Source organism: Streptomyces sp. NBC_00878 (genome assembly GCF_026341515.1).
In the GTDB taxonomy this organism is placed as follows: domain Bacteria; phylum Actinomycetota; class Actinomycetes; order Streptomycetales; family Streptomycetaceae; genus Streptomyces.
The window spans coordinates 5,812,110-5,830,131 of the sequence record NZ_JAPEOK010000001.1 but is presented as its reverse complement, the minus strand read 5'-3'; the positions used below and the strand labels follow the sequence as shown (position 1 = coordinate 5,830,131).

Genomic DNA, 18,022 nt, shown 5'->3' with positions numbered 1-18,022 from the left:
CTGCGCGACCAGCCCCCACGCGCCCGCGCGCCCGCAGGCGAACTCCGGCCTCCCTACAGCTCCTTGCCGGAGGCAGTCGGCGCCGGGCCGACGATCAGGCCGTCGCCGAACGCGTCGACGCGGACCGTGTCGCCGTCCGCGACCTCCCCCGAGAGGATCTCCTTGGCGAGCCGGTCACCGATGGCGGTCTGGACGAGCCGCCGCAGCGGCCGGGCCCCGTACGCCGGGTCGTTGCCCTCGTCCGCGAGCCAGGCCAGCGCCGCGTCGGTGACCTCCAGGGTCAGCCGCCGCTCGGCGAGCCGCTTCGCGAGCCGGTCGACCTGGAGCCTGGCGATCCGCTCCAACTCCGTACGGTCGAGCGCCGAGAAGACGACCAGGTCGTCGAGGCGGTTGAGGAACTCCGGCTTGAAGGAGGCCCGTACGACTTCGAGGACCTGCTGCTTCTTCTCCTCCTCGGACGTCAGCGGCTCGACCAGGTACTGGCTGCCGAGGTTCGAGGTGAGGATCAGGATGGTGTTGCGGAAGTCGACCGTGCGCCCCTGACCGTCCGTCAGGCGGCCGTCGTCCAGCACCTGGAGCAGGATGTCGAAGACCTCCGGGTGCGCCTTCTCCACCTCGTCGAGGAGCACGACGCTGTACGGGCGGCGGCGGACCGCCTCGGTCAGCTGGCCGCCCTCCTCGTACCCGATGTAGCCGGGCGGCGCGCCGACCAGCCGGGCCACGCTGTGCTTCTCCCCGTACTCGCTCATGTCGATACGGACCATGGCCCGCTCGTCGTCGAAGAGGAAGTCCGCGAGGGCCTTGGCGAGTTCGGTCTTACCGACGCCGGTCGGGCCGAGGAAGAGGAAGGAGCCGGTCGGGCGGTCCGGGTCGGCGATGCCCGCGCGGGTGCGGCGTACGGCGTCCGAGACGGCCTGCACCGCCTCCGTCTGGCCGATCAGCCTGCGGCCCAACTCCTCCTCCATGCGCAGGAGTTTCTGGGTCTCGCCCTCCAGGAGGCGGCCGGCGGGGATGCCGGTCCAGGCGCCGACCACGTCCGCGATGTCGTCGGGGCCGACCTCCTCCTTCACCATCGTGCCCTTGGCGGCTTCCTCCTCGGCCTCGGAGGCCTCCTCCAAGTCCCTTTCCAGGGTGGGGATCTCGCCGTACAGGAGCTTGGAGGCGGTGTCGAAGTCGCCGTCGCGCTGGGCCCGTTCGGCCTGGCCGCGCAGTTCGTCGAGCTTCTCCTTCAGCTCACCGACGCGGTTGAGGGACTGCTTCTCCTTCTCCCAGCGGGCGGTGAGGCCGCGCAGCTCCTCCTCCTTGTCGGCGAGGTCGCGGCGCAGCTTCTCCAGGCGCTGCTTGGAGGCGGGGTCGGTCTCCTTGTCGAGCGCGAGCTCCTCCATGCGCAACCGGTCGACGGCGCGCTGGAGTTCGTCGATCTCCAGCGGGGACGAGTCGATCTCCATGCGCAGCCGGGACGCGGACTCGTCGACGAGGTCGATGGCCTTGTCGGGCAGGAAGCGGGAGGTGATGTACCGGTCGGAGAGGGTCGCGGCGGCGACGAGCGCGCTGTCCGCGATCACGACCTTGTGGTGGGCCTCGTACCGTCCCTTGAGGCCGCGCAGGATCGCGATGGTGTCCTCGACGGTCGGCTCGGCGACCAGCACCTGCTGGAAGCGGCGTTCGAGGGCGGGGTCCTTCTCGATCCGCTCCCGGTACTCGTCCAGGGTCGTCGCACCGACCATGCGCAGCTCACCGCGGGCGAGCATCGGCTTCAGCATGTTGCCGGCGTCCATGGAGGAATCGCCACCGGCACCCGCGCCCACGACGGTGTGCAGTTCGTCGATGAAGGTGATGATCTGCCCGTCGGAGTCCTTGATCTCGGCCAGGACGGTCTTCAGGCGCTCCTCGAACTCACCGCGGTACTTGGCCCCGGCCACCATCGCGCCCAGGTCCAGCGAGACGAGCCGCTTGTTCTTGAGCGACTCGGGCACATCGCCCTTCACGATCCGCTGGGCGAGCCCCTCGACGACGGCGGTCTTGCCGACGCCGGGCTCGCCGATGAGGACGGGGTTGTTCTTCGTGCGGCGGGACAGCACCTGCACGACCCGACGAATTTCCTGGTCCCGTCCGATGACGGGATCGAGCTTGCCCTCACGCGCAGCCGCGGTGAAGTCCGTACCGAACTTTTCGAGTGCCTTGTACTGGCCCTCGGGATCCGGGGTGGTCACCCGGCGCCCTCCCCTGCTCTTCTGAAAGGCCTCAAGCAGCTTTTTCGCACTGGCCCCCTGCTGGGAGAGTACGTCCCCGCTCCGGCCGCCCTTCGCGGCGATCCCGATGAGCAGGTGCTCGGTGGAGAGGTAGTCGTCGCCCAGTTCCTTCGCCCGCTCGGCGGCGTCGGCGATCACGGCGAGCAGCTCACGGTTGGGCTGCGGCGGGGCGACGGTGGAGCCGGTCACGCTGGGCAACGCGCTCAGTACGCGCTCCGCGCCGGTCCGTACGCCGGCCTGGTCGGCCTCGACCGCGGCCAGCAGGTCGGTGATGTTCTCGTTCTCCTGCCCCTCCAGCAGCGCGAGGAGCAGGTGCGCGGGAGTGAGATCCGCGTGACCCCCGGTCACGGCCCGATTGCTGGCCGCGTTGATCGCGTCCCGGCTCCTGTTGGTCAGCTCGGCGTCCACGTGTCCGTTCTCCTCCTCGTGCTCCTGCACATACGCGTGCGTGTGTTTCGGGTTGACTGACCCAACCAACGTACACAAAGTTGAGTCTATTCCACTCAAGGCGATGCGGGAGAGGGGCAGGAGCTAGGTTCCGGTACATGGCTTCGTACCCCGTGAACCCACGCGATCCCGGCGACTCGTACCTCGGCTTCTGGCGGGAACGTCACCTGTGCACCCTGACCACCCTCCGCCCCGACGGCACGCCGCATGTGGTGCCGGTCGGAGTTACATACGATCCGGAGGCCGGTATCGCTCGGGTGATCGCGGACAAGTCCAGCGCGAAGGTACGGAACGTACTGGCCGCCGGGCCCGACGGCGTCCCGGCCTCGGTCTGCCAGGTGGACGGGCGGCGGTGGGCGACACTGGAGGGGCGCGCGACGGTTTCCACGGATCCGGCGCGGGTCACGGAGGCGGAACGACGGTACGCCGAGCGCTACGGCCGGACCCCGTCTCCCAACCCGTCCCGGGTGGTCATCGAGGTGCGACTGACGTCGGCGATGGGGCGCGGCTGACGCGACTGAGAGGAAGCTGGCCGCAAGGCAGGCAACTGACAGGCAAGCGACGGAGGGGAAACTGGTGCGAGGCGGGAGCACAACGGGACACGAGTCCGGTACCAGGCCGATTTCAGCCCTTGCGAAAACTGGTGGATGACCTGAAATATCCCTGGAAACTGCAGCGGCGTCACCGTGTTCAGGTCACGGTGACGCCGCTGCGGGGGGAAGCACCTGAGCGATTTACAACGACGGGGGAATCGCGTCAGGCACTGCGGGGGGTGGCTGAGATGGCTCGCACGTCCGGGGCTTCCGGCTCGGCCAGCCGATGGTCGCGCCGGTCAAGGTTCACAAAGATCATTCCGTACCGAATGGCGCACCGTACCGGCTGTGGCGCCCCCCGAGGCCGCCGCAGACACCGATACGCCCGCAGTTCATCGTCGTCGTCCCGGGTCACCACGACCGGCTCCCCGAAGACGGTCACCATCAACGAGTCACCACTGTGGGGGACAGCGGTGGCCAGGTCGATGAAGTGCCAGCCTGAGCGGTATGCGGTGGCCATTTCTCTCCGGAAGGAGCGGTCGTCGGGCGGAGTGGTCATGTCAGCTCCCGCTGCCGCTGTCGTCCGGGGACACCGGCCACTTACTGTCACCGACAACCAGGGCGGGGTCACTGACGCTATCCGCAGCCTGGACAGACGCGGCCGACGACGGCCACTTGCTGTCCGCCCGAGCGTCGCTCTTCGCACCGGAGAAGCCACTCAGAGCCCCGAAGGCCACAACGGTGGAGAAGGCGGCGACAAGCACCGAGCGAAGCATTTTGTTACGCATAATCGGCTTCGTCCTCACTTGAAGGTCCCCTCTTCCCCCGTCGCATACGACGATGGCTCATTCGGGCACGTCATGGCCACACAATCGATGCATCATGTTCCTGCACGTTCAGGACCCTGGGGGGTGGAGATTTAGTGACAAATCAAACAAAAGAGACACATCCCCATGCGGTGACCGAGCTGTGCGAGGAAGGTGGCCGACTTTACGCGAACGCTCTGCGCACGGGACGTATTGCCCGGGCGGACGCGGCACCCGCTCCCTGCTTGACGGAATTGGCCCTGCTTCACCCCGATCCTGACGATCCCGACTGGTTGCGACCCGTACCCCCCGCGATCGCCCTGGCTCAACGGCTCAACCCCCTTGAGCGCGAGATCGCCGAGCGCAGGCGCTGGTCGATCGAGCTGTCCGATGCTTTCGAGCCGTTCATGACTCTCAGCGCGCAATCGACGGCGTCCACTCACTCGATCTCGGTACTGGAGGGCAACGACCGCATCAACGCAGCGCTCGACCTGGCCACAGCCCAATGCCAGACAGAGATGCTCACTATCCAGCCAACCAACCGTTTCTCGGAGCGCAGCATCCTTCAGGGCCTCGAACGCGACAGGCCCTTGATCGAACGTGGCGTGCGCATACGGACCCTGTACCAACACACGGTCAGGTACGACCTTGAGAGGCTGGCCTATGTGGAACAGCTCTCCAACGGCAAGGTGGAGTACCGCACCATCGACGAGTTGGTCGAGCGCGTCATCATCTGCGACGAGACGGTTGCCTTCATCCCCACGCGAGACGACCAACAGGTCGCTCTGGAGCTTCGGCACCCCGGACTCGTCCGTTACTTGATCAAGGTCTTCGAGTTCATGTGGGGCCGATCCGTCCCGCTGAGTGCCGGCGCCCCGTACGAAACCGCCCCCGACGGCATCACGAACATCCAGCACTCCATCGCCAAGCTCCTCGTCGAGGGCCACGTCGACGAGGCCATAGCCCGCCGCCTAGGCATGAACGTACGCACCTGCCGCGCCCACATAGCGAAGCTGGCCACCGCCCTGGGCAGCGGCAGCCGGGCCCAACTCGGCTTCCTCATCGCGCAGTCGGGGATCCTGGAGCAGGATCACTGACGTGTCCTCCGGAGAGAGCCGCAACCTCCACGCGCACGGAGCCGAGGAGCTGTGCGAAGCAGGCATGGACCTGTACGCGCGGGCCCTGCGCGAGGGCAGTGTGCGCACGGTTGACGGCGAAGCAGCTCCCTGTCTCCTCGACTTCGGGCTGCTGCACCCCGACATGAACGACGAGAAGCGCCTGCTGCCCACAGCGCCGACCGTGGCACTGCCCCGGCTCCTTCAGGCGTTCGACGAGCGGATCGCGGAGGAACGGCGGCGGGAAGCTCGGCTGGCCAAGGCGTTCGAACCGCTGATGCGGATCGAGGGCAGCCATACAGCAGTGGCAGACACTCCCACGATCAGGGTTCTCCACGGCAAAGGACGGATCGACCTGGCCATTGCGGAGTCCCTGGCCAAGGCGAGCGAGGAACTCCTCGCGATCCAGCCGCACAACGGCCTGGCCTCCAAAACTCTGGGTGCCGCCCTGGACCGCGACCAAGCACTGCTGGACCGGGGTGCCCGTATCCGCACCCTCTACCAGCACCCCGTCCGCCATACGCCTCCGGTGATCGCCCGCTACGAGCTGCTCCAGGGCGATGTGGAAGCGCGCACCCTCGATGAAGTCACCGAGCGGCTGCTCGTCATCGACCGCACGGTGGCGTTCGTCGCGGCAAGCAAAGACCGTACGGCCGCACTTGAAGTCCGCACTCCGGCCCTGCTCACCTTCTTCGTCACCACCTTCGACCGCCTCTGGCGCCTGGCCACCCCCATGCACCCCGAAGCGGCACACCGCCCGTCCCTCAACGGCATCACCCCTCGCCAACAAGCCATCGCCGGACTCCTCGTCGAAGGCCAAACCGACGCGGCCATAGCCGACCGCCTCGGCCTCAACATCCGCACCGCCCGCGTCCACATCGCCAAACTCGCCGCCGCCCTCGGCAGCGAGAGCCGGGCCCAACTCGGTTACCTCATCGGTCAGTCGGGGATTCTGGAATCCCGGGACCGGGAGCAGTGAGGGGCTGGAGTTCCGGGTCGCGGTGCGGGCCGTCGAGGCCGGCCTGGGCTATGCGTACGCCCAACTGCGTACGGCTGGCCGCGCCCAGTGTCTCCGAGAGGCGGGCGATGTGGGCGCGGCACGTACGGACGCTTATGCCCAACCGCTCGGCGACGACCGCGTCCTGGTGGCCCTCGGCGAGGAGCGCCGCGATCGAACGCTCCCGGTGCGTGATGCCCTCGATGCCCGTGTCCGGGAGGGGCGCGGTGAGCGGGATCGCGAGGCGCCAGAGCCGTTCGAAGACGGTGACCAAGTAGTCCACCAGCGCCGGGTGGCGCAGCTCCAGCGCGATCGTGCGGTCGACACTCGCCGGGATGAAGGCGACCGTGCGGTCGAAGATGATGAGCCGCTCGGTGACCTCGTCGAGGGTGCGGGCCTCGGCCGCGTCGCCCATCAACTCCATGTAGTTGAGCAGGCCCTGCCCGTGCCGGGCCACGTGTGTGTACAGGTCCCGCATGCGCACGCCCCGGCGGCGCAGCGCCATCGCCCGGGGCAGGCCCTCGGAGAGTTCGTCCTCGCGGCGGATGCCGCCCGGCTGGACGGCCAGCACCTCGGCCGTGCAGGCCTCGGTCGCCCCGTCCATCGCGGCCTGGATCCGGGGCAGTCCGTCGAGTACCCGGATCGCCACGCCCTCGGCGGGCGACCGCGCGTCGCCGCCCAGGGCCGCGTACCACTCGAAGGCGGTCACCGCCGAGCCCATGCGTGACTGGGTCGCGACGACGTGCTCGTGCATCTCCCGCAGCAGCCGCGTCATGACCTCCTGCGGCGAGGTCGGCACCAGCCAGCGCATGTCGTCGGGGTCGGGATGCAACAGCGCCAACTCGACCAGGCAGGGCACGACTTCGGCGTCCTCGCGGGACACCCGGCCACGTCGTACCGCCCGGGAGTACACCCGATCCCCCGCATCGCACAGGCGGTCAGCACCGTGCGGATGCGCTTCCTCCCCGTGCCCGGCCATCTCCTCAACCCCCGGTTCCGGCTTCTTCCGGAGCGCAACTATGCGCGGCTGCCCACGCCTCCGCAACACGGCTCCGACGCGTCCACGCCCCCCATCGCCCCGTTGAATCCCGATTTGCCCCCACCCCAGCTTGGCTCATTGCAACAAGTTGATGGACGGGAGCGGCACACCTGCCCAGCAGGCCCTTGACGCTGCACCAGCCAGCTGCGCTCTCGATAGCCGCGAGATGACCACGAGGACATCCGGGCCGAACTGCTCTTCCAGCCGCAACTCCATGCGCTACGGAACACGCCACAGCGACCTACATGTCCCTATTCTTCAGTTGATTGACGTATGCACCCCCTCCTCACGCAACAAGATAGAGGGTGGTGCTCTCGTAGGCACTGATGCGATCGTTGATGCTCGCGGGAATACGGGCGAGATTCACGCAACCGGGATTTATCGATGCACTCGATGAGATTGACGAAGAAATTCTCAGCACCAAAGCCGGGGCGCTCAGCACAGCATCAGGGCTCAATATCTCTGATTCATCGAGCCATTCCAGGCAGACCGTATGAGTTTTTCTGCGCCCCAGATTGATAGCGCATCACCCTGATTTCCATTCAGGATTTTTCTCCTGACATGGACCTGACATTCTCCAGAAAAGGAGAGAGATGCAGAAGAAATTTGGTGTGCTGGCCGCCGTTGCCGCGCTACTCGTCGTGCCCATCGTCGCCGCACCGAACGCGCAGGCGTCGGATGAACAAAATCTGATGAGCATGGAGGTATGCAAGCGTCCCTCAGCTTCAGGGTTCAAATTACACCTCTGGTACAACTCGGGTCAGGGAGGGGCGTACAGAAACGTCGGATACAGCGTGTACGACTTCAACGCCCTCCGTGTGGGCGGAGACGACCCCAATGCCCAGCCGCTGAAATTCTGCATCATTGCGGGCGCCAGCGGCTATTGGCCCGGTTCCGGGCTACGGGTCAAGAACAACGCCACCTCGGGCGAGAACGACCACTACAAGTACACGGCGGAAGTCTGCTTCAACAGCGGCTACAAGGGCGTCCGGGACAAGATGGCCCCGTATCAGCACATCGACCGCTTCCGATACGTCTACAACGAGAACGCCTCGTTCCGGCGGGTATAGAAACGTAGGCTTCATTCAAGCAAGGGGGAAAATCAGTGACTTCCAGGAGAGCGGTAGCGCGGGTGGGAATTCCGTTCCTTGCGGCCGGGGCTGTGAGCACCGTCGCAGTGATCGGTTTATCCTCTGACCCGGCCGTCCGCAAAGACAGCCCCGCGTCGGCGTCCGCAGCCAAGCAGCCTCAGGCCCCGAATGCGCCTGCAGCAGACCCGGACAACCCGGCGACGTGGCAACTTCCCATCGCGGCATACATGCCCACCACGGCCCAGACCCGAATGGTCGCCGAGCTCCGGGACGAACTCATCGACGCCTGCATGAAGGACGCGGGATTCACGCAATGGGCCCCCGCCCCTGACCTTCCCAGCATCGGCGGCAAGACCCTGACCGACTGGCGCTACGGCATCCACGACGCCGCACTGGCCGCCAAGAACGGGTACCACCCTGCCCCCGCAGAGCAGGAGGCATACGACGCGGCCATGGCTGAGGGCGCGGTGGACGAGTCCGGGGCTGACGATGGCCAGGTGCGCCAGTGCGCCCAGCAGGCCAGCGGCGACGTCCCGACCGTGCAAACGGCCGACCTTGTGGCGCAGATCGACGGTGACACCTACCGCGCCGCCATGGAAGACCCGGCTGTGGTCGCCGCCTTCACCAAGTGGTCGTCGTGCATGAAGGACAAGGGCTACTCGTACACCAAGCCCATGGATGCCAACGACGATCCTCAGTTCTCCGACCCGAACACCATCACGGCCGCGGAGGTCGCCACCGCGACCACAGACGTCGCCTGCCGCGACGAACACAAGGTCGAAAAGACCTGGTTCGACGCGGAGGTTGATCTCCAGCAGGCTGCCATCAAGGAGAACCAGGCCGCCCTGGACAAGATCAAGGACACCACCCAGGCTTCGGTCACCCAAGCGAAGGCGTACGCCGCACAGGGGTAACTTCCGGCGTGCGACTCCTGCAACGCGGCCAGAAGCAGGCGAAGGCGACGCTCCGCCATCGCCGAAGCGAGCGGTACGTCCCGCATGCGCGAACAACCGCCGCGACAAACCGGGTCTTCGAAGTTGAGCGGTGGGCCCCCGTCGGGTAACTGGAAGATTTGGGACACTCGCGGCCTCCGTAAGGCCTGGTGGCAGCCGTCAGAACTGTCCCGAACCTTCCAAACGTCGCCCTGGCGGCAGGTGCGGACCAGCGGCCTCGCCGCTGCGCACCGCTCAACTTCGAAGACCCGACAAACCCACGGCAGCCGACCTGATCGCCCGCACGGACAGCCCGGAACCTGTCCAGACCCAGCGGTGTCACCGCTGCCAGAACTGACCGCGCACCGCCTTCCGGCCGACCGCCGCAGCACCGCCACCCGTACGGAGCTGCGGCGGTCTCTTGCGCCCTGCCCAAATCCACCGACACGAAGGGGAGTTGTCCCGTTGAGAAAGCTCAGACCTGTCCGCTCCGGGATTGCGGGCCTCGCAGCCACCGCGGTCCTCACCGGACTCATCCAGACCGTCGCTGTCGCCGACGAACCCGCCCCCCAGCCCGCCAAGCAGCCGCCGGAGAAGGCGGCGACCGCGCCACCGGCTCCTGCGGCGGTCCCCGCGGAAGGGCGGTCCCGGTTGCTCGGCAAGGAGTGGCGCGCGTCGGCGGACCGCGCATGGACGACCAGCTCCGACGCGCAAGGCTTTCACATCCTCACCGCCGACAAGGACGACGGCTACAGCTGGAAGACCGCCGCATCGCTCTCCGAGCCGGGCTTCGACGCGGACGCGTGGATCGGCAACGCCTGCGTCACGGCTTCCGGCAAACACGCCGTCGCCGTCTACGCGCCTCGCACCTTCACCAACAAGCCCGAGCTGATGACGCGGGGCGCCTTCACCGCAGTCGTCGACCTCACCACCGGCAAGGTGACCAAACTGCTGCTGCAGTCGTCCCTCGCGTACTTCTCGCCCGGCTGCGGACAAGGCGAGGCGGCGGTGGTGTCGCAGTTCACCGATGACAGTGCCAAGCAGAGCGGGACCCGGCTGGTCACCGTCGACGCCCAGGCGGGCAAGGCCGGCAAGGCCGGCAAGCCGCTCAGTCTGAAGGGCCAGGTGACCTCCGCGGTCCCGTACCGGGACGGCATCGCGGCGGCGGCCGGCTACCAGGTGGTGAAGATCGGCGCGAACGGGAAGCGCACACCGCTGGCCACGACATCCGGGGTGCCGTTCCAACTCCGTACAGACCGCGACGGCTGCGTGGTGTTCCTCGACCGCACGGGCAAGGACCGCGGTACGGTCAAGCGCTTCCATGCCGGGAGAACCTCGGCATTGGCTACGGGCCGGCTCGCGGACATGGATCTGAGTGCCTCGGCCGCGGGCACCGTGTTCATCACCGGCAAGGCGAAGACGTCCCGTACGCTGCCCGGCGCGGTCAAGAACCCCGGTGTCGCGAAGGACGCGACCGCCAGCACTCGCGGCCAGGCAGTCATCGTCTCCCGCTGGCAGGACACCAAGAAGCCGCCGCAGGGCGCGGACGCGTTGTCGATCCGCCCGGTGTCAACGAGCATCCTCACCCTTGCCACCGGCCGCACCGCGAAGCTCACTGCGTCGCCGGGAGACATTCCGGTTTCCGACGCGCGGATGCCGCAGGGCAAGAACACCTCGCCCGCCCTCACGGCCGGGGCCGGCACGCCGAAGGCGCAGCGGAGCGCGGCCGCGGCCTCGCCGAACGACCCCGTCGAGGACGAGCGCACCTGTGCCGTCCCGCGCGGCAGCGTCGTCAAGCAGGCCCTGCAGCCGACCCCCCCGGCAGGCCGAGTGGGCCGTGAACCAGGCGGTCATCGACGGCCTGGACACCTGGATCACCCGGCCCTCGAACTGGAACGGCACCGGTATGAGTGCCTATTCGCCGCAGGTCCTGTTCCCGCTGCGCGCGCTGGAGGGCGACCCGAACGGGGTCCCCGACCGCCCGGACGAGTGGCACATCCCGTCCCAGATCCTGCTCGGGATCACCGCCCAGGAATCCAACATGTGGCAGGCCGCACGAACCGTGGTGCCGGGCCTGACCGGCAACCCGCTGATCGGCAACTACTACGGGATCAAGTACGCCGCCGACGGCAACCAGGGTGACCCGTGGGGCATCAACTGGGCCAAGGCCGACTGCGGTTACGGCATCACCCAGGTCACCGACGACATGTGCAAGGCCGACACCACCCTGACGAGCGTGCAGAAGGAGGCCGCGGCACTCGACTACACGGCGAACATCGCCTACGGCGCGGACATCCTCGCCTCGAAGTGGAACCAGACCCGCAAGGCCGGCATGACCGTCAACGACGGCAAGCCGAAGTACATCGAGAACTGGTTCTTCGCCCTGTGGGCCTACAACTCCGGTTTCTACCCTCAGTCCGAAGCGGGCAACAACGGGGGCAAGTGGGGCGTGGGCTGGACGAACAACCCCGCCAACCCGTTGTGGAAGGAGAACCGCACCCCCTTCCTGGAGAACTCGACCGGCGGTGACGACTACTCGCACGCCGCGCATCCCCAGGACTGGCCGTACCAGGAGAAGGTCATCGGGTGGGCCGCTCGGCCGATCTCCGCCCTGTTCAAACCGGGCAGCATGCAGGCGGGATACCGGGCCGCCTGGTGGAACAGCAACCAGGACCGCACCGCGGCCAAGCCTCCGATCGCCCTGTTCTGCACCGAGGCGAACGACTGCGACAACGACAAGATCAACGAGGGGACATCGAACCAGACGGGGCAGGGCCCGTGCACACTGCCCGGGGACCCGAACGAGTCCGACCCGCTGTACCTCAAGTGCTGGTGGCACGACAACGTGAAGTGGAAGGACTGCGGCTCCGCCGCCCAGTGCGGCAACCCCGTCCACCGCTTCAACAACGCCGACTACCCAGAGCAGCCCAACGAGAACTCCTCCTACCCGCCCCGCTGTTCGTCCGACACCCCCCGCCTGCCCGCAGGCAGCCTCGTCGTCGACGACATCAAGCAGGGCACCACGCCAACCGGCCAGCCAGGACACACCTGCGGTGCCTCAACCTCCGCCGGAGAATTCGAGTTCACCTTCGCGAACTCGAACGGCACCTACCCCGGAAAGATCGATCTGCATCAGATCGGCGCCGGATACGGCGACCACTTCTGGTTCACCCACACCCGCCAGGCCGCCAACACCGACGGCACCCGGCTCAAGACAACCGGCACCTGGACACTCGGTCGCAACCTGAACGAATGGGTCCGCATCATGGTCCACGTTCCCGACCACGGCGCCCACACCCAGCAGGCCAGGTACGACATCGACACCGGCAGCGGCCAGGTCTCCCGGCACCGCACCATCGGCCAGAAGCACAAAGCCAACACCTGGGTGTCCCTGGGCGTCTACCAGATCAACGGCAAGCCCCGCGTGCAGCTGACCAGCCAGACCATGGAAGGCACCGGTGACGAGGACATCGCCTGGGACGCGGTCGCGTTCCAGCCGGTCGGCGCCAAACCCAAGCAAGTTGTCGCGATACTCGGCGACTCCTACACCTCCGGGGAAGGCGCCGGCTCCTACTCCCCGGAGAGCAACAAGGACATCGACACGTCTCAGTGGAACGCCTGCCGCCGCAGCAAGAACTCCTGGGCGCGCAAGACCACGCTGCCCGGCTTCTCATCCAGCGTCGGGCAGTTGGCCGACTCCTACTCGGGGACACTGGACTTTCAGGACGTATCGTGTTCCGGCGCCAACACCTGGCAGGGGCAGGTCAGACAAGGTCTCCCCACAGGCCAGGACGGGAACGTGCACTGGGGCTGGGACGGCAACTTCCGTGAAATTTCTCAGATCGACTCCGGCGTCCTCAGCAGTGACACCACCCTGGCCGCCCTCACCATCGGCGGCAACGACGCACGCTTCCCCTTCGTCCTGCAGATGTGCGCCACGTCCGGGTGCCCGGCAGAGGCAGACGTCCAGCGCGACATCGACGACACGATGCCGAGAGTCGAGGAGGTGCTGCGGCAGATCCATGGGCAGGCGCCCAACGCCAAGATCGTCCTGCTCGGGTATCCGAGACTCTTCAACGCAGATGCGACCCTCTGCGTGAGCGGCGTCGGCGGGGCAGGCATGAACAGGATCAACTCCATGGCCCAGTACATGGAGGCCAAGCAGAGGCAACTGGTCCAGACACTCAAGGCACAGCAGCTGCCGGTCACCTTCGAATCCCCAGACGGCGACTTCGAGGGCAAGCGCGCCTGCGACGACCCCGAGGGCATCAACAAGATCGTGAAAGCTCTCAAGGCGAAGGGGACTTCCGCTGCACCATCGGTGGCACCTGGTGCGTCAGCCACGAGGGCTTTCACCCCCACCGGCGTCGGCACCACCGCGTACTCTGAGGCCTTCCGGCGTGCGGTGAGCAACCTCTGGGCAGCGATGACAACGGATCAGATAGGAAGGACCGCTCCCTGGGCGAAGGCCCTGGGAGCGGTCCTGCTGTGCTTTCTGGCAGTGGTCCTGGTGGCGTACGGGATCGGCAGTGCCCGCGAAGCATCACGCAAGGACGCTGCCTTCGAGGCGACCCGGAACAGCGCGCAACGCTTCGCGGATGCCATCGTCGCCCAGGGCAGCGCTCACCCGGTCAACCGCCAGGACGTCAACAGTGCCCTGTCATCGGTCACGGGCCTGCACACCGGTCTGCTGTTCGGGATCGATTCCGCCAACGACAGCACACGCGTCAGCATTCAGTTCTCCAACAGCTACCAGCGCTCCCTTGCCGTCTTCGGTCCGGCCGATGCCACGGTGGGCCGCTGTTTCACCATCACCTTCCAGAACTCTGGCCAAGAGCGACAGGCACAGATCACCCCTCACAGTGCCAATGCGTCCTGCACGGACGTGGCGGCGGGACAACACCGGTCGTGAACGCGTGATCTCGGGCTCCGACAGCGCCCGACCTCCTCAGTCCGGCTGCTCGCCCCGGTCGGCCGTTTGGCACTCACGAACTTTCTGACACAGTCTGTGATCACGACCGTGCCGGCCGCCGCGTACGGTTTCTCGCTCCATGGGCACATCGGCGCGACCGCGGTGACTGTGCTCGCCTGCGCCGTGTAAGGCCTTCAACTTGCCGTGAGCACAGCGTGGCCGGCCCGATTGCGATACCGCCCCGTCGAGTGGCTGCTCCGGACGCTCACCCTGGCGGGCCCCCGGGAAAGCGTGCCCACCTGCAACAGACAGCGCGCTCGCCGCGCCACTGGGAACCCCGCCTCCCGTGAGCTCCCCGAAATAACCGAGTGATCGGCGCGTTACATACCACACTTAACGTCAGGCCATGGCGGACATATTTGACGCATACGCGTTGGCCGACGCGTGGGACGAGATGTTTGAGCGGCCGGGTGAGGTCAGGGCCGCCTATGAGCCGGTGCTGGCGGCGCTTCAACCGATGGAACCGGCCGAACTTCGGTTCAGGGCCGATCAGATGGCCCGGTCGTTCACGGACCGGGGCGTGACGTACGCGTTCGCGGGGGAGGAGCGGCCCTGGCCGCTGGACCTCGTGCCGCGCGTGCTGGACGCGATGGAGTGGGATCTCATTCAGCGCGGGGTTTCTCAACGGGTCAGGGCCCTTGAGGCCTACCTCGCCGACGCGTACGGGCCGTGCCGGGCCTTCGAGGACGGGGTCGTGCCCTGGCGGCTCCTCCTCAACTCCCCCCACTTCCACCGGGCCGCGCACGGGGTGGAGCCCCCGGGCGGCGTACGCATCCACGTCGCCGGCATCGATCTCGTACGGGACGAGGCCGGTGACTTCCGGGTTCTGGAGGACAACGTCCGGGTGCCGTCCGGGGTCTCGTACGTCATCGAGAACCGGCGGGCGATGACCCGGATCTTCCCCTCGCTCTTCGCCGAGCAGCATGTGCTGCCGGTCGACGGGTACGGGCAGCGGCTGCTCGCGGCGCTGCGCGCGTCCGCGCCCGACGGGGTCGGCGACCCGCGCGTCGTCGTGCTCACCCCCGGTCCGAACAACGCCGCCTACTTCGAACACGCCCTGCTGGCACGGCTGATGGGCGTGCAGCTGGTCGAGGGGCACGATCTGGTCTGCCGTGGGAACCGGGTGTGGATGCGGACCACGCGGGGCGAGATGCCCGTCCATGTCGTATACCGGCGGCTCGACGACGACTTCCTCGACCCGCTGCACTTCCGGCCCGACTCGGTGATCGGCTGCCCCGGCATCATGAACGCCGCCCAGGCCGGGAACATCACACTCGCGAACGCCGTGGGCAACGGCATCGCGGACGACAAGCTGCTCTACACGTACGTTCCCGATCTCATCCGGTACTACCTGTCCGAGGAACCGGTCCTCCCCAATGTCGAATCGTTTCGCCCCGACGAGCCGGGGCAGTTGGAGGCCGTCCTCGACCAGCTCGACCAGCTCGTCGTGAAGCCGGTCGACGGCGCCGGCGGACAGGGCATCGTCATCGGACCGCACGCCGACCGGCAGACCCTGGATCGCGTACGCAAAGAGGTTGCCGCCGATCCTCGCGGGTGGATCGCCCAGCGGCCGGTCGCCCTGTCCACCTCCCCCACCCTCGCGGGCGAGCGGATGGCTCCGCGCCACATCGACCTCCGGCCGTTCGCCGTGAACGACGGCAGCGACGTGTGGGTGCTGCCCGGCGGGCTCACCCGGGTCGCGCTCCAGGAGGGCAACCTCATCGTCAACTCCAGCCAGGGCGGCGGTTCCAAGGACACCTGGGTCCTCGCGGAGGGACCGGCGGAGGGACCGTCGGCGGAGCCCACGGGCGCCCTGCCCGAGGTCGCCCCGCGCCAGCTCGGCCCCGACGGCGACCGCCTCGTCCCTCAGGAAGGGGCGCAGCAGCAATGACACCCCCGCACGGAGCGTCCGCAACTCAAGCCGCTCAAGCCGCTCAAGCCGCTATAGCCGCTCAGCCCGCTCAAGCCGCACACGCAGCAGGAGGTACGGCCGTGAACGACGTGATCCTCTCCCGCATCGCCGAGGCGCTGACCTGGACGGGCCGCTATGTCGAACGGGCCGACGCCACCGGCCGCATCCTCGACGCGTATCTGCACCGGCTCCTCGAAGACCCCTGGCGGGACGAGGACGTGGCCTGCCGCTCGTTGTACGCGATCCTCGGCGTCGACGCGGGCACCGACCCCGTCGACATGCAACAGGTCCTGGACCAGCTGGCCTTCGACGCCCGCTCGACCTGTTCCATCGAGGGCGCGCTGGGCGCCGCCCGGCTGAACGCGCGCAGCGCCCGCGAGGCGGTGTCCTCCGAGATGTGGGAGTGCCTCAACTCCACCTGGCACGCCCTCGCCGACCAGCGTCTCGCCGCCCGCCGCACCGGCCCGTACGCCTATCTGGAGCTGGTCCGCCGGCGGGCCGCGCTCTTCTGCGGGCTCGCCGACTCGACGATGAGCCGGGACGACAGCTGGCGTTTCGTGGTCCTCGGCAGGAGCCTGGAGCGGGTGGACATGACCGTACGACTGCTGTCCGTACGGGTGTTGGACGCGGCGCACGCGCCCGACTGGCCGACGCTGCTCAGCGCGAGCGGGGCGGACGAGGCGTACGCGCGGGTGTACGGCGGTTTCGGGGACACGGCCCGGGTGGCCGAATTCCTCATCATGGACCGGGAGTTCCCGCGTTCGGTGCTGCACGCGCTGACCACGGCGGAGGAGTGCCTGGCGGCGCTCGGCCGCCCGCGCCAGGACCCGGCGCGCCGCCCGATCGGCAGAATGCGCACCCGCCTCGAATACCTGGACTCGACGGCCCTGGAGGACGTACTCCCGTCCCTCCTACGGGAGTTGCAGACGTCCTGCATGGCATCGGCCGAGGCGGTCGCGGAGAGGTTCTTCCCGTACCAGGGGCCGGTCGAGTGGGCCCAGGAAGGAGCATGAGCATGAGCGAGAACATGAACGCGAACATGAGTATGGACTCCCACACGAGCGCGGCGATGACTCGTCGGCTCCGCATCCGGCACATCACCCGCGTCTCGTACGCGCAGGCCGCGGTCCGCTCCCACAACGAGGTCCGTATGACCCCGCTGACGCTGCCGGGCCAGACGACGCTGGACGCCCGTGTCCTGGTCAACCCGTCCACGCCGACCTGGTCGTACTGGGACTACTGGGGCACCCAGGTCACCGGTTTCGACCTGATGGAGCCGCACGAGGACCTGACGATCACTGCGGTGAGCCTGGTGGAGACGGCCCCGCCGGCCGCCCTGCCGACCACCCCGACCTGGGCCGAAGTGGCCGAACGGGTGGCGAACTCCCGCCTGTTGGAGCAGGCGGTGCAGACGTCCCGTACGGCCGTCCCCGAGGAGCTGATCGAGCGGGCCCGCACGGCGGCGGCGGGCCTGGACCCGCACGAGACGGCGGTCGCGGTCTCGGACCTGGTCGCCGACCGGGTCTCGTACATCCCGGGCTCCACCGGCGTGAACACCAGCGCCGCCGAGGCCTGGGAACAGGGCGCGGGCGTCTGCCAGGACATCGCCCACCTCACGGCCGGACTGCTCCGGGCCCTGGGGCTGCCGACCCGGTACGTGTCCGGCTACCTGCACCCCGAGCGGGACGCGGAACTGCACCGGCCCGTCGCCGGGCAGAGCCACGCCTGGATCGAGTACTGGGCGGGCGACTGGACCGGCCACGACCCCACCAACCGCACCCGCGCCAACGAGTCCCACGTCGTGGTCGGCCGCGGCCGCGACTACGACGACGTGACCCCGCACAAGGGCGTGTACCGGGGGGTGGCCGGAGGACCGCCGGAGGTGACGGTGGAGTTCACGCGGGTGGCGTGAGAGCGCCTGAACCG

The 18,022-nt window shown here is 67.8% G+C and carries 13 protein-coding genes and 1 pseudogene; 11 read left to right on the top strand and 3 right to left on the bottom strand.

The features are described 5' to 3' along the window. Window positions 1-53: 53 nt before the first annotated feature. Window positions 54-2,660 carry an ATP-dependent chaperone ClpB gene (gene clpB, locus OHA11_RS25135; protein ID WP_266507436.1) on the bottom strand — a complete coding sequence of 869 codons (2,607 nt, stop codon included), beginning with the start codon at window positions 2,658-2,660 and terminating at the stop codon, window positions 54-56. Between the two features lie 137 nt (window positions 2,661-2,797). Here clpB and OHA11_RS25130 point away from each other — a divergent pair, with 137 nt between their 5' ends. Beyond that, entirely contained in the window at window positions 2,798-3,211 is a 414-nt protein-coding gene (locus OHA11_RS25130; protein ID WP_266499920.1) for a pyridoxamine 5'-phosphate oxidase family protein, read from the top strand. Window positions 3,212-3,455: 244 nt separating this feature from the next. On the opposite strand, the gene OHA11_RS25125 is transcribed toward OHA11_RS25130, so the two are convergent. Then, window positions 3,456-3,791: a hypothetical protein gene (locus OHA11_RS25125; RefSeq protein ID WP_266499917.1), complete on the bottom strand. Its 336-nt coding sequence runs from the start codon at window positions 3,789-3,791 to the stop codon at window positions 3,456-3,458. 363 nt (window positions 3,792-4,154) lie between these two features. Between OHA11_RS25125 and OHA11_RS25120 the strand changes: the two genes are divergently transcribed. After that, entirely contained in the window at window positions 4,155-5,135 is a 981-nt protein-coding gene (locus OHA11_RS25120) for a helix-turn-helix transcriptional regulator (RefSeq protein ID WP_266499915.1), read from the top strand. 64 nt (window positions 5,136-5,199) lie between these two features. Beyond that, on the top strand, window positions 5,200-6,132 hold the full coding sequence (locus OHA11_RS25115; protein WP_266507434.1) for a helix-turn-helix transcriptional regulator: 933 nt from the start codon (window positions 5,200-5,202) through the stop codon (window positions 6,130-6,132). On the opposite strand, the gene OHA11_RS25110 is transcribed toward OHA11_RS25115, so the two are convergent. Further along, entirely contained in the window at window positions 6,086-7,129 is a 1,044-nt protein-coding gene (locus OHA11_RS25110; protein WP_266499912.1) for a helix-turn-helix transcriptional regulator, read from the bottom strand. The genes OHA11_RS25115 and OHA11_RS25110 overlap by 47 nt on opposite strands. A gap of 653 nt (window positions 7,130-7,782) precedes the next feature. Here OHA11_RS25110 and OHA11_RS25105 point away from each other — a divergent pair. The 8 genes and pseudogenes from OHA11_RS25105 to OHA11_RS25075 all read left to right on the top strand — a co-directional run bounded on the left by OHA11_RS25105 (window position 7,783) and on the right by OHA11_RS25075 (window position 18,008). Next, complete coding sequence (locus OHA11_RS25105) at window positions 7,783-8,259, top strand: hypothetical protein (protein WP_266499910.1); 477 nt, start codon at window positions 7,783-7,785, stop codon at window positions 8,257-8,259. Between the two features lie 248 nt (window positions 8,260-8,507). Continuing rightward, a complete protein-coding gene (locus OHA11_RS25100; protein ID WP_266499908.1) occupies window positions 8,508-9,194 on the top strand; it encodes a hypothetical protein in 687 nt (228 codons plus the stop codon). Between the two features lie 483 nt (window positions 9,195-9,677). Next, on the top strand, window positions 9,678-11,354 hold the full coding sequence (locus OHA11_RS25095) for a hypothetical protein (protein WP_266499906.1): 1,677 nt from the start codon (window positions 9,678-9,680) through the stop codon (window positions 11,352-11,354). Then, window positions 11,254-14,124 (top strand): SGNH/GDSL hydrolase family protein, encoded by a 2,871-nt coding sequence (locus OHA11_RS25090; protein WP_266507432.1) that lies wholly within the window; start codon window positions 11,254-11,256, stop codon window positions 14,122-14,124. The genes OHA11_RS25095 and OHA11_RS25090 overlap by 101 nt, the downstream gene beginning before the upstream one ends. 42 nt (window positions 14,125-14,166) lie before the next feature. Then, window positions 14,167-14,313, top strand: a pseudogene (locus OHA11_RS48555) (DUF418 domain-containing protein); the annotation flags it as partial. A 217-nt stretch (window positions 14,314-14,530) separates the two neighbouring features. Then, window positions 14,531-16,075: a circularly permuted type 2 ATP-grasp protein gene (locus OHA11_RS25085; RefSeq protein ID WP_266499905.1), complete on the top strand. Its 1,545-nt coding sequence runs from the start codon at window positions 14,531-14,533 to the stop codon at window positions 16,073-16,075. Window positions 16,076-16,176: 101 nt separating this feature from the next. After that, window positions 16,177-17,109 carry an alpha-E domain-containing protein gene (locus OHA11_RS25080; protein ID WP_266499903.1) on the top strand — a complete coding sequence of 311 codons (933 nt, stop codon included), beginning with the start codon at window positions 16,177-16,179 and terminating at the stop codon, window positions 17,107-17,109. A gap of 56 nt (window positions 17,110-17,165) precedes the next feature. Beyond that, a complete protein-coding gene (locus OHA11_RS25075; protein ID WP_266507431.1) occupies window positions 17,166-18,008 on the top strand; it encodes a transglutaminase family protein in 843 nt (280 codons plus the stop codon). The last annotated feature ends 14 nt before the right edge of the window (window positions 18,009-18,022 follow it).

Excerpts from the sequence above, each read along its gene's own strand:
- OHA11_RS25075 (WP_266507431.1), top strand. The coding sequence starts at position 17,166 with ATGACTCGTCGGCTCCGCATCCGGCACATCACCCGCGTCTCGTACGCG.
- OHA11_RS25115 (WP_266507434.1), top strand. The coding sequence starts at position 5,200 with ATGGACCTGTACGCGCGGGCCCTGCGCGAGGGCAGTGTGCGCACGGTT.
- OHA11_RS25105 (WP_266499910.1), top strand. The coding sequence starts at position 7,783 with ATGCAGAAGAAATTTGGTGTGCTGGCCGCCGTTGCCGCGCTACTCGTC.
- OHA11_RS25130 (WP_266499920.1), top strand. The coding sequence starts at position 2,798 with ATGGCTTCGTACCCCGTGAACCCACGCGATCCCGGCGACTCGTACCTC.
- OHA11_RS25125 (WP_266499917.1), bottom strand. The coding sequence starts at position 3,791 with ATGACCACTCCGCCCGACGACCGCTCCTTCCGGAGAGAAATGGCCACC.
- OHA11_RS25085 (WP_266499905.1), top strand. The coding sequence starts at position 14,531 with ATGGCGGACATATTTGACGCATACGCGTTGGCCGACGCGTGGGACGAG.
- OHA11_RS25110 (WP_266499912.1), bottom strand. The coding sequence starts at position 7,129 with ATGGCCGGGCACGGGGAGGAAGCGCATCCGCACGGTGCTGACCGCCTG.
- OHA11_RS25100 (WP_266499908.1), top strand. The coding sequence starts at position 8,508 with ATGCCCACCACGGCCCAGACCCGAATGGTCGCCGAGCTCCGGGACGAA.
- OHA11_RS25090 (WP_266507432.1), top strand. The coding sequence starts at position 11,254 with ATGTGGCAGGCCGCACGAACCGTGGTGCCGGGCCTGACCGGCAACCCG.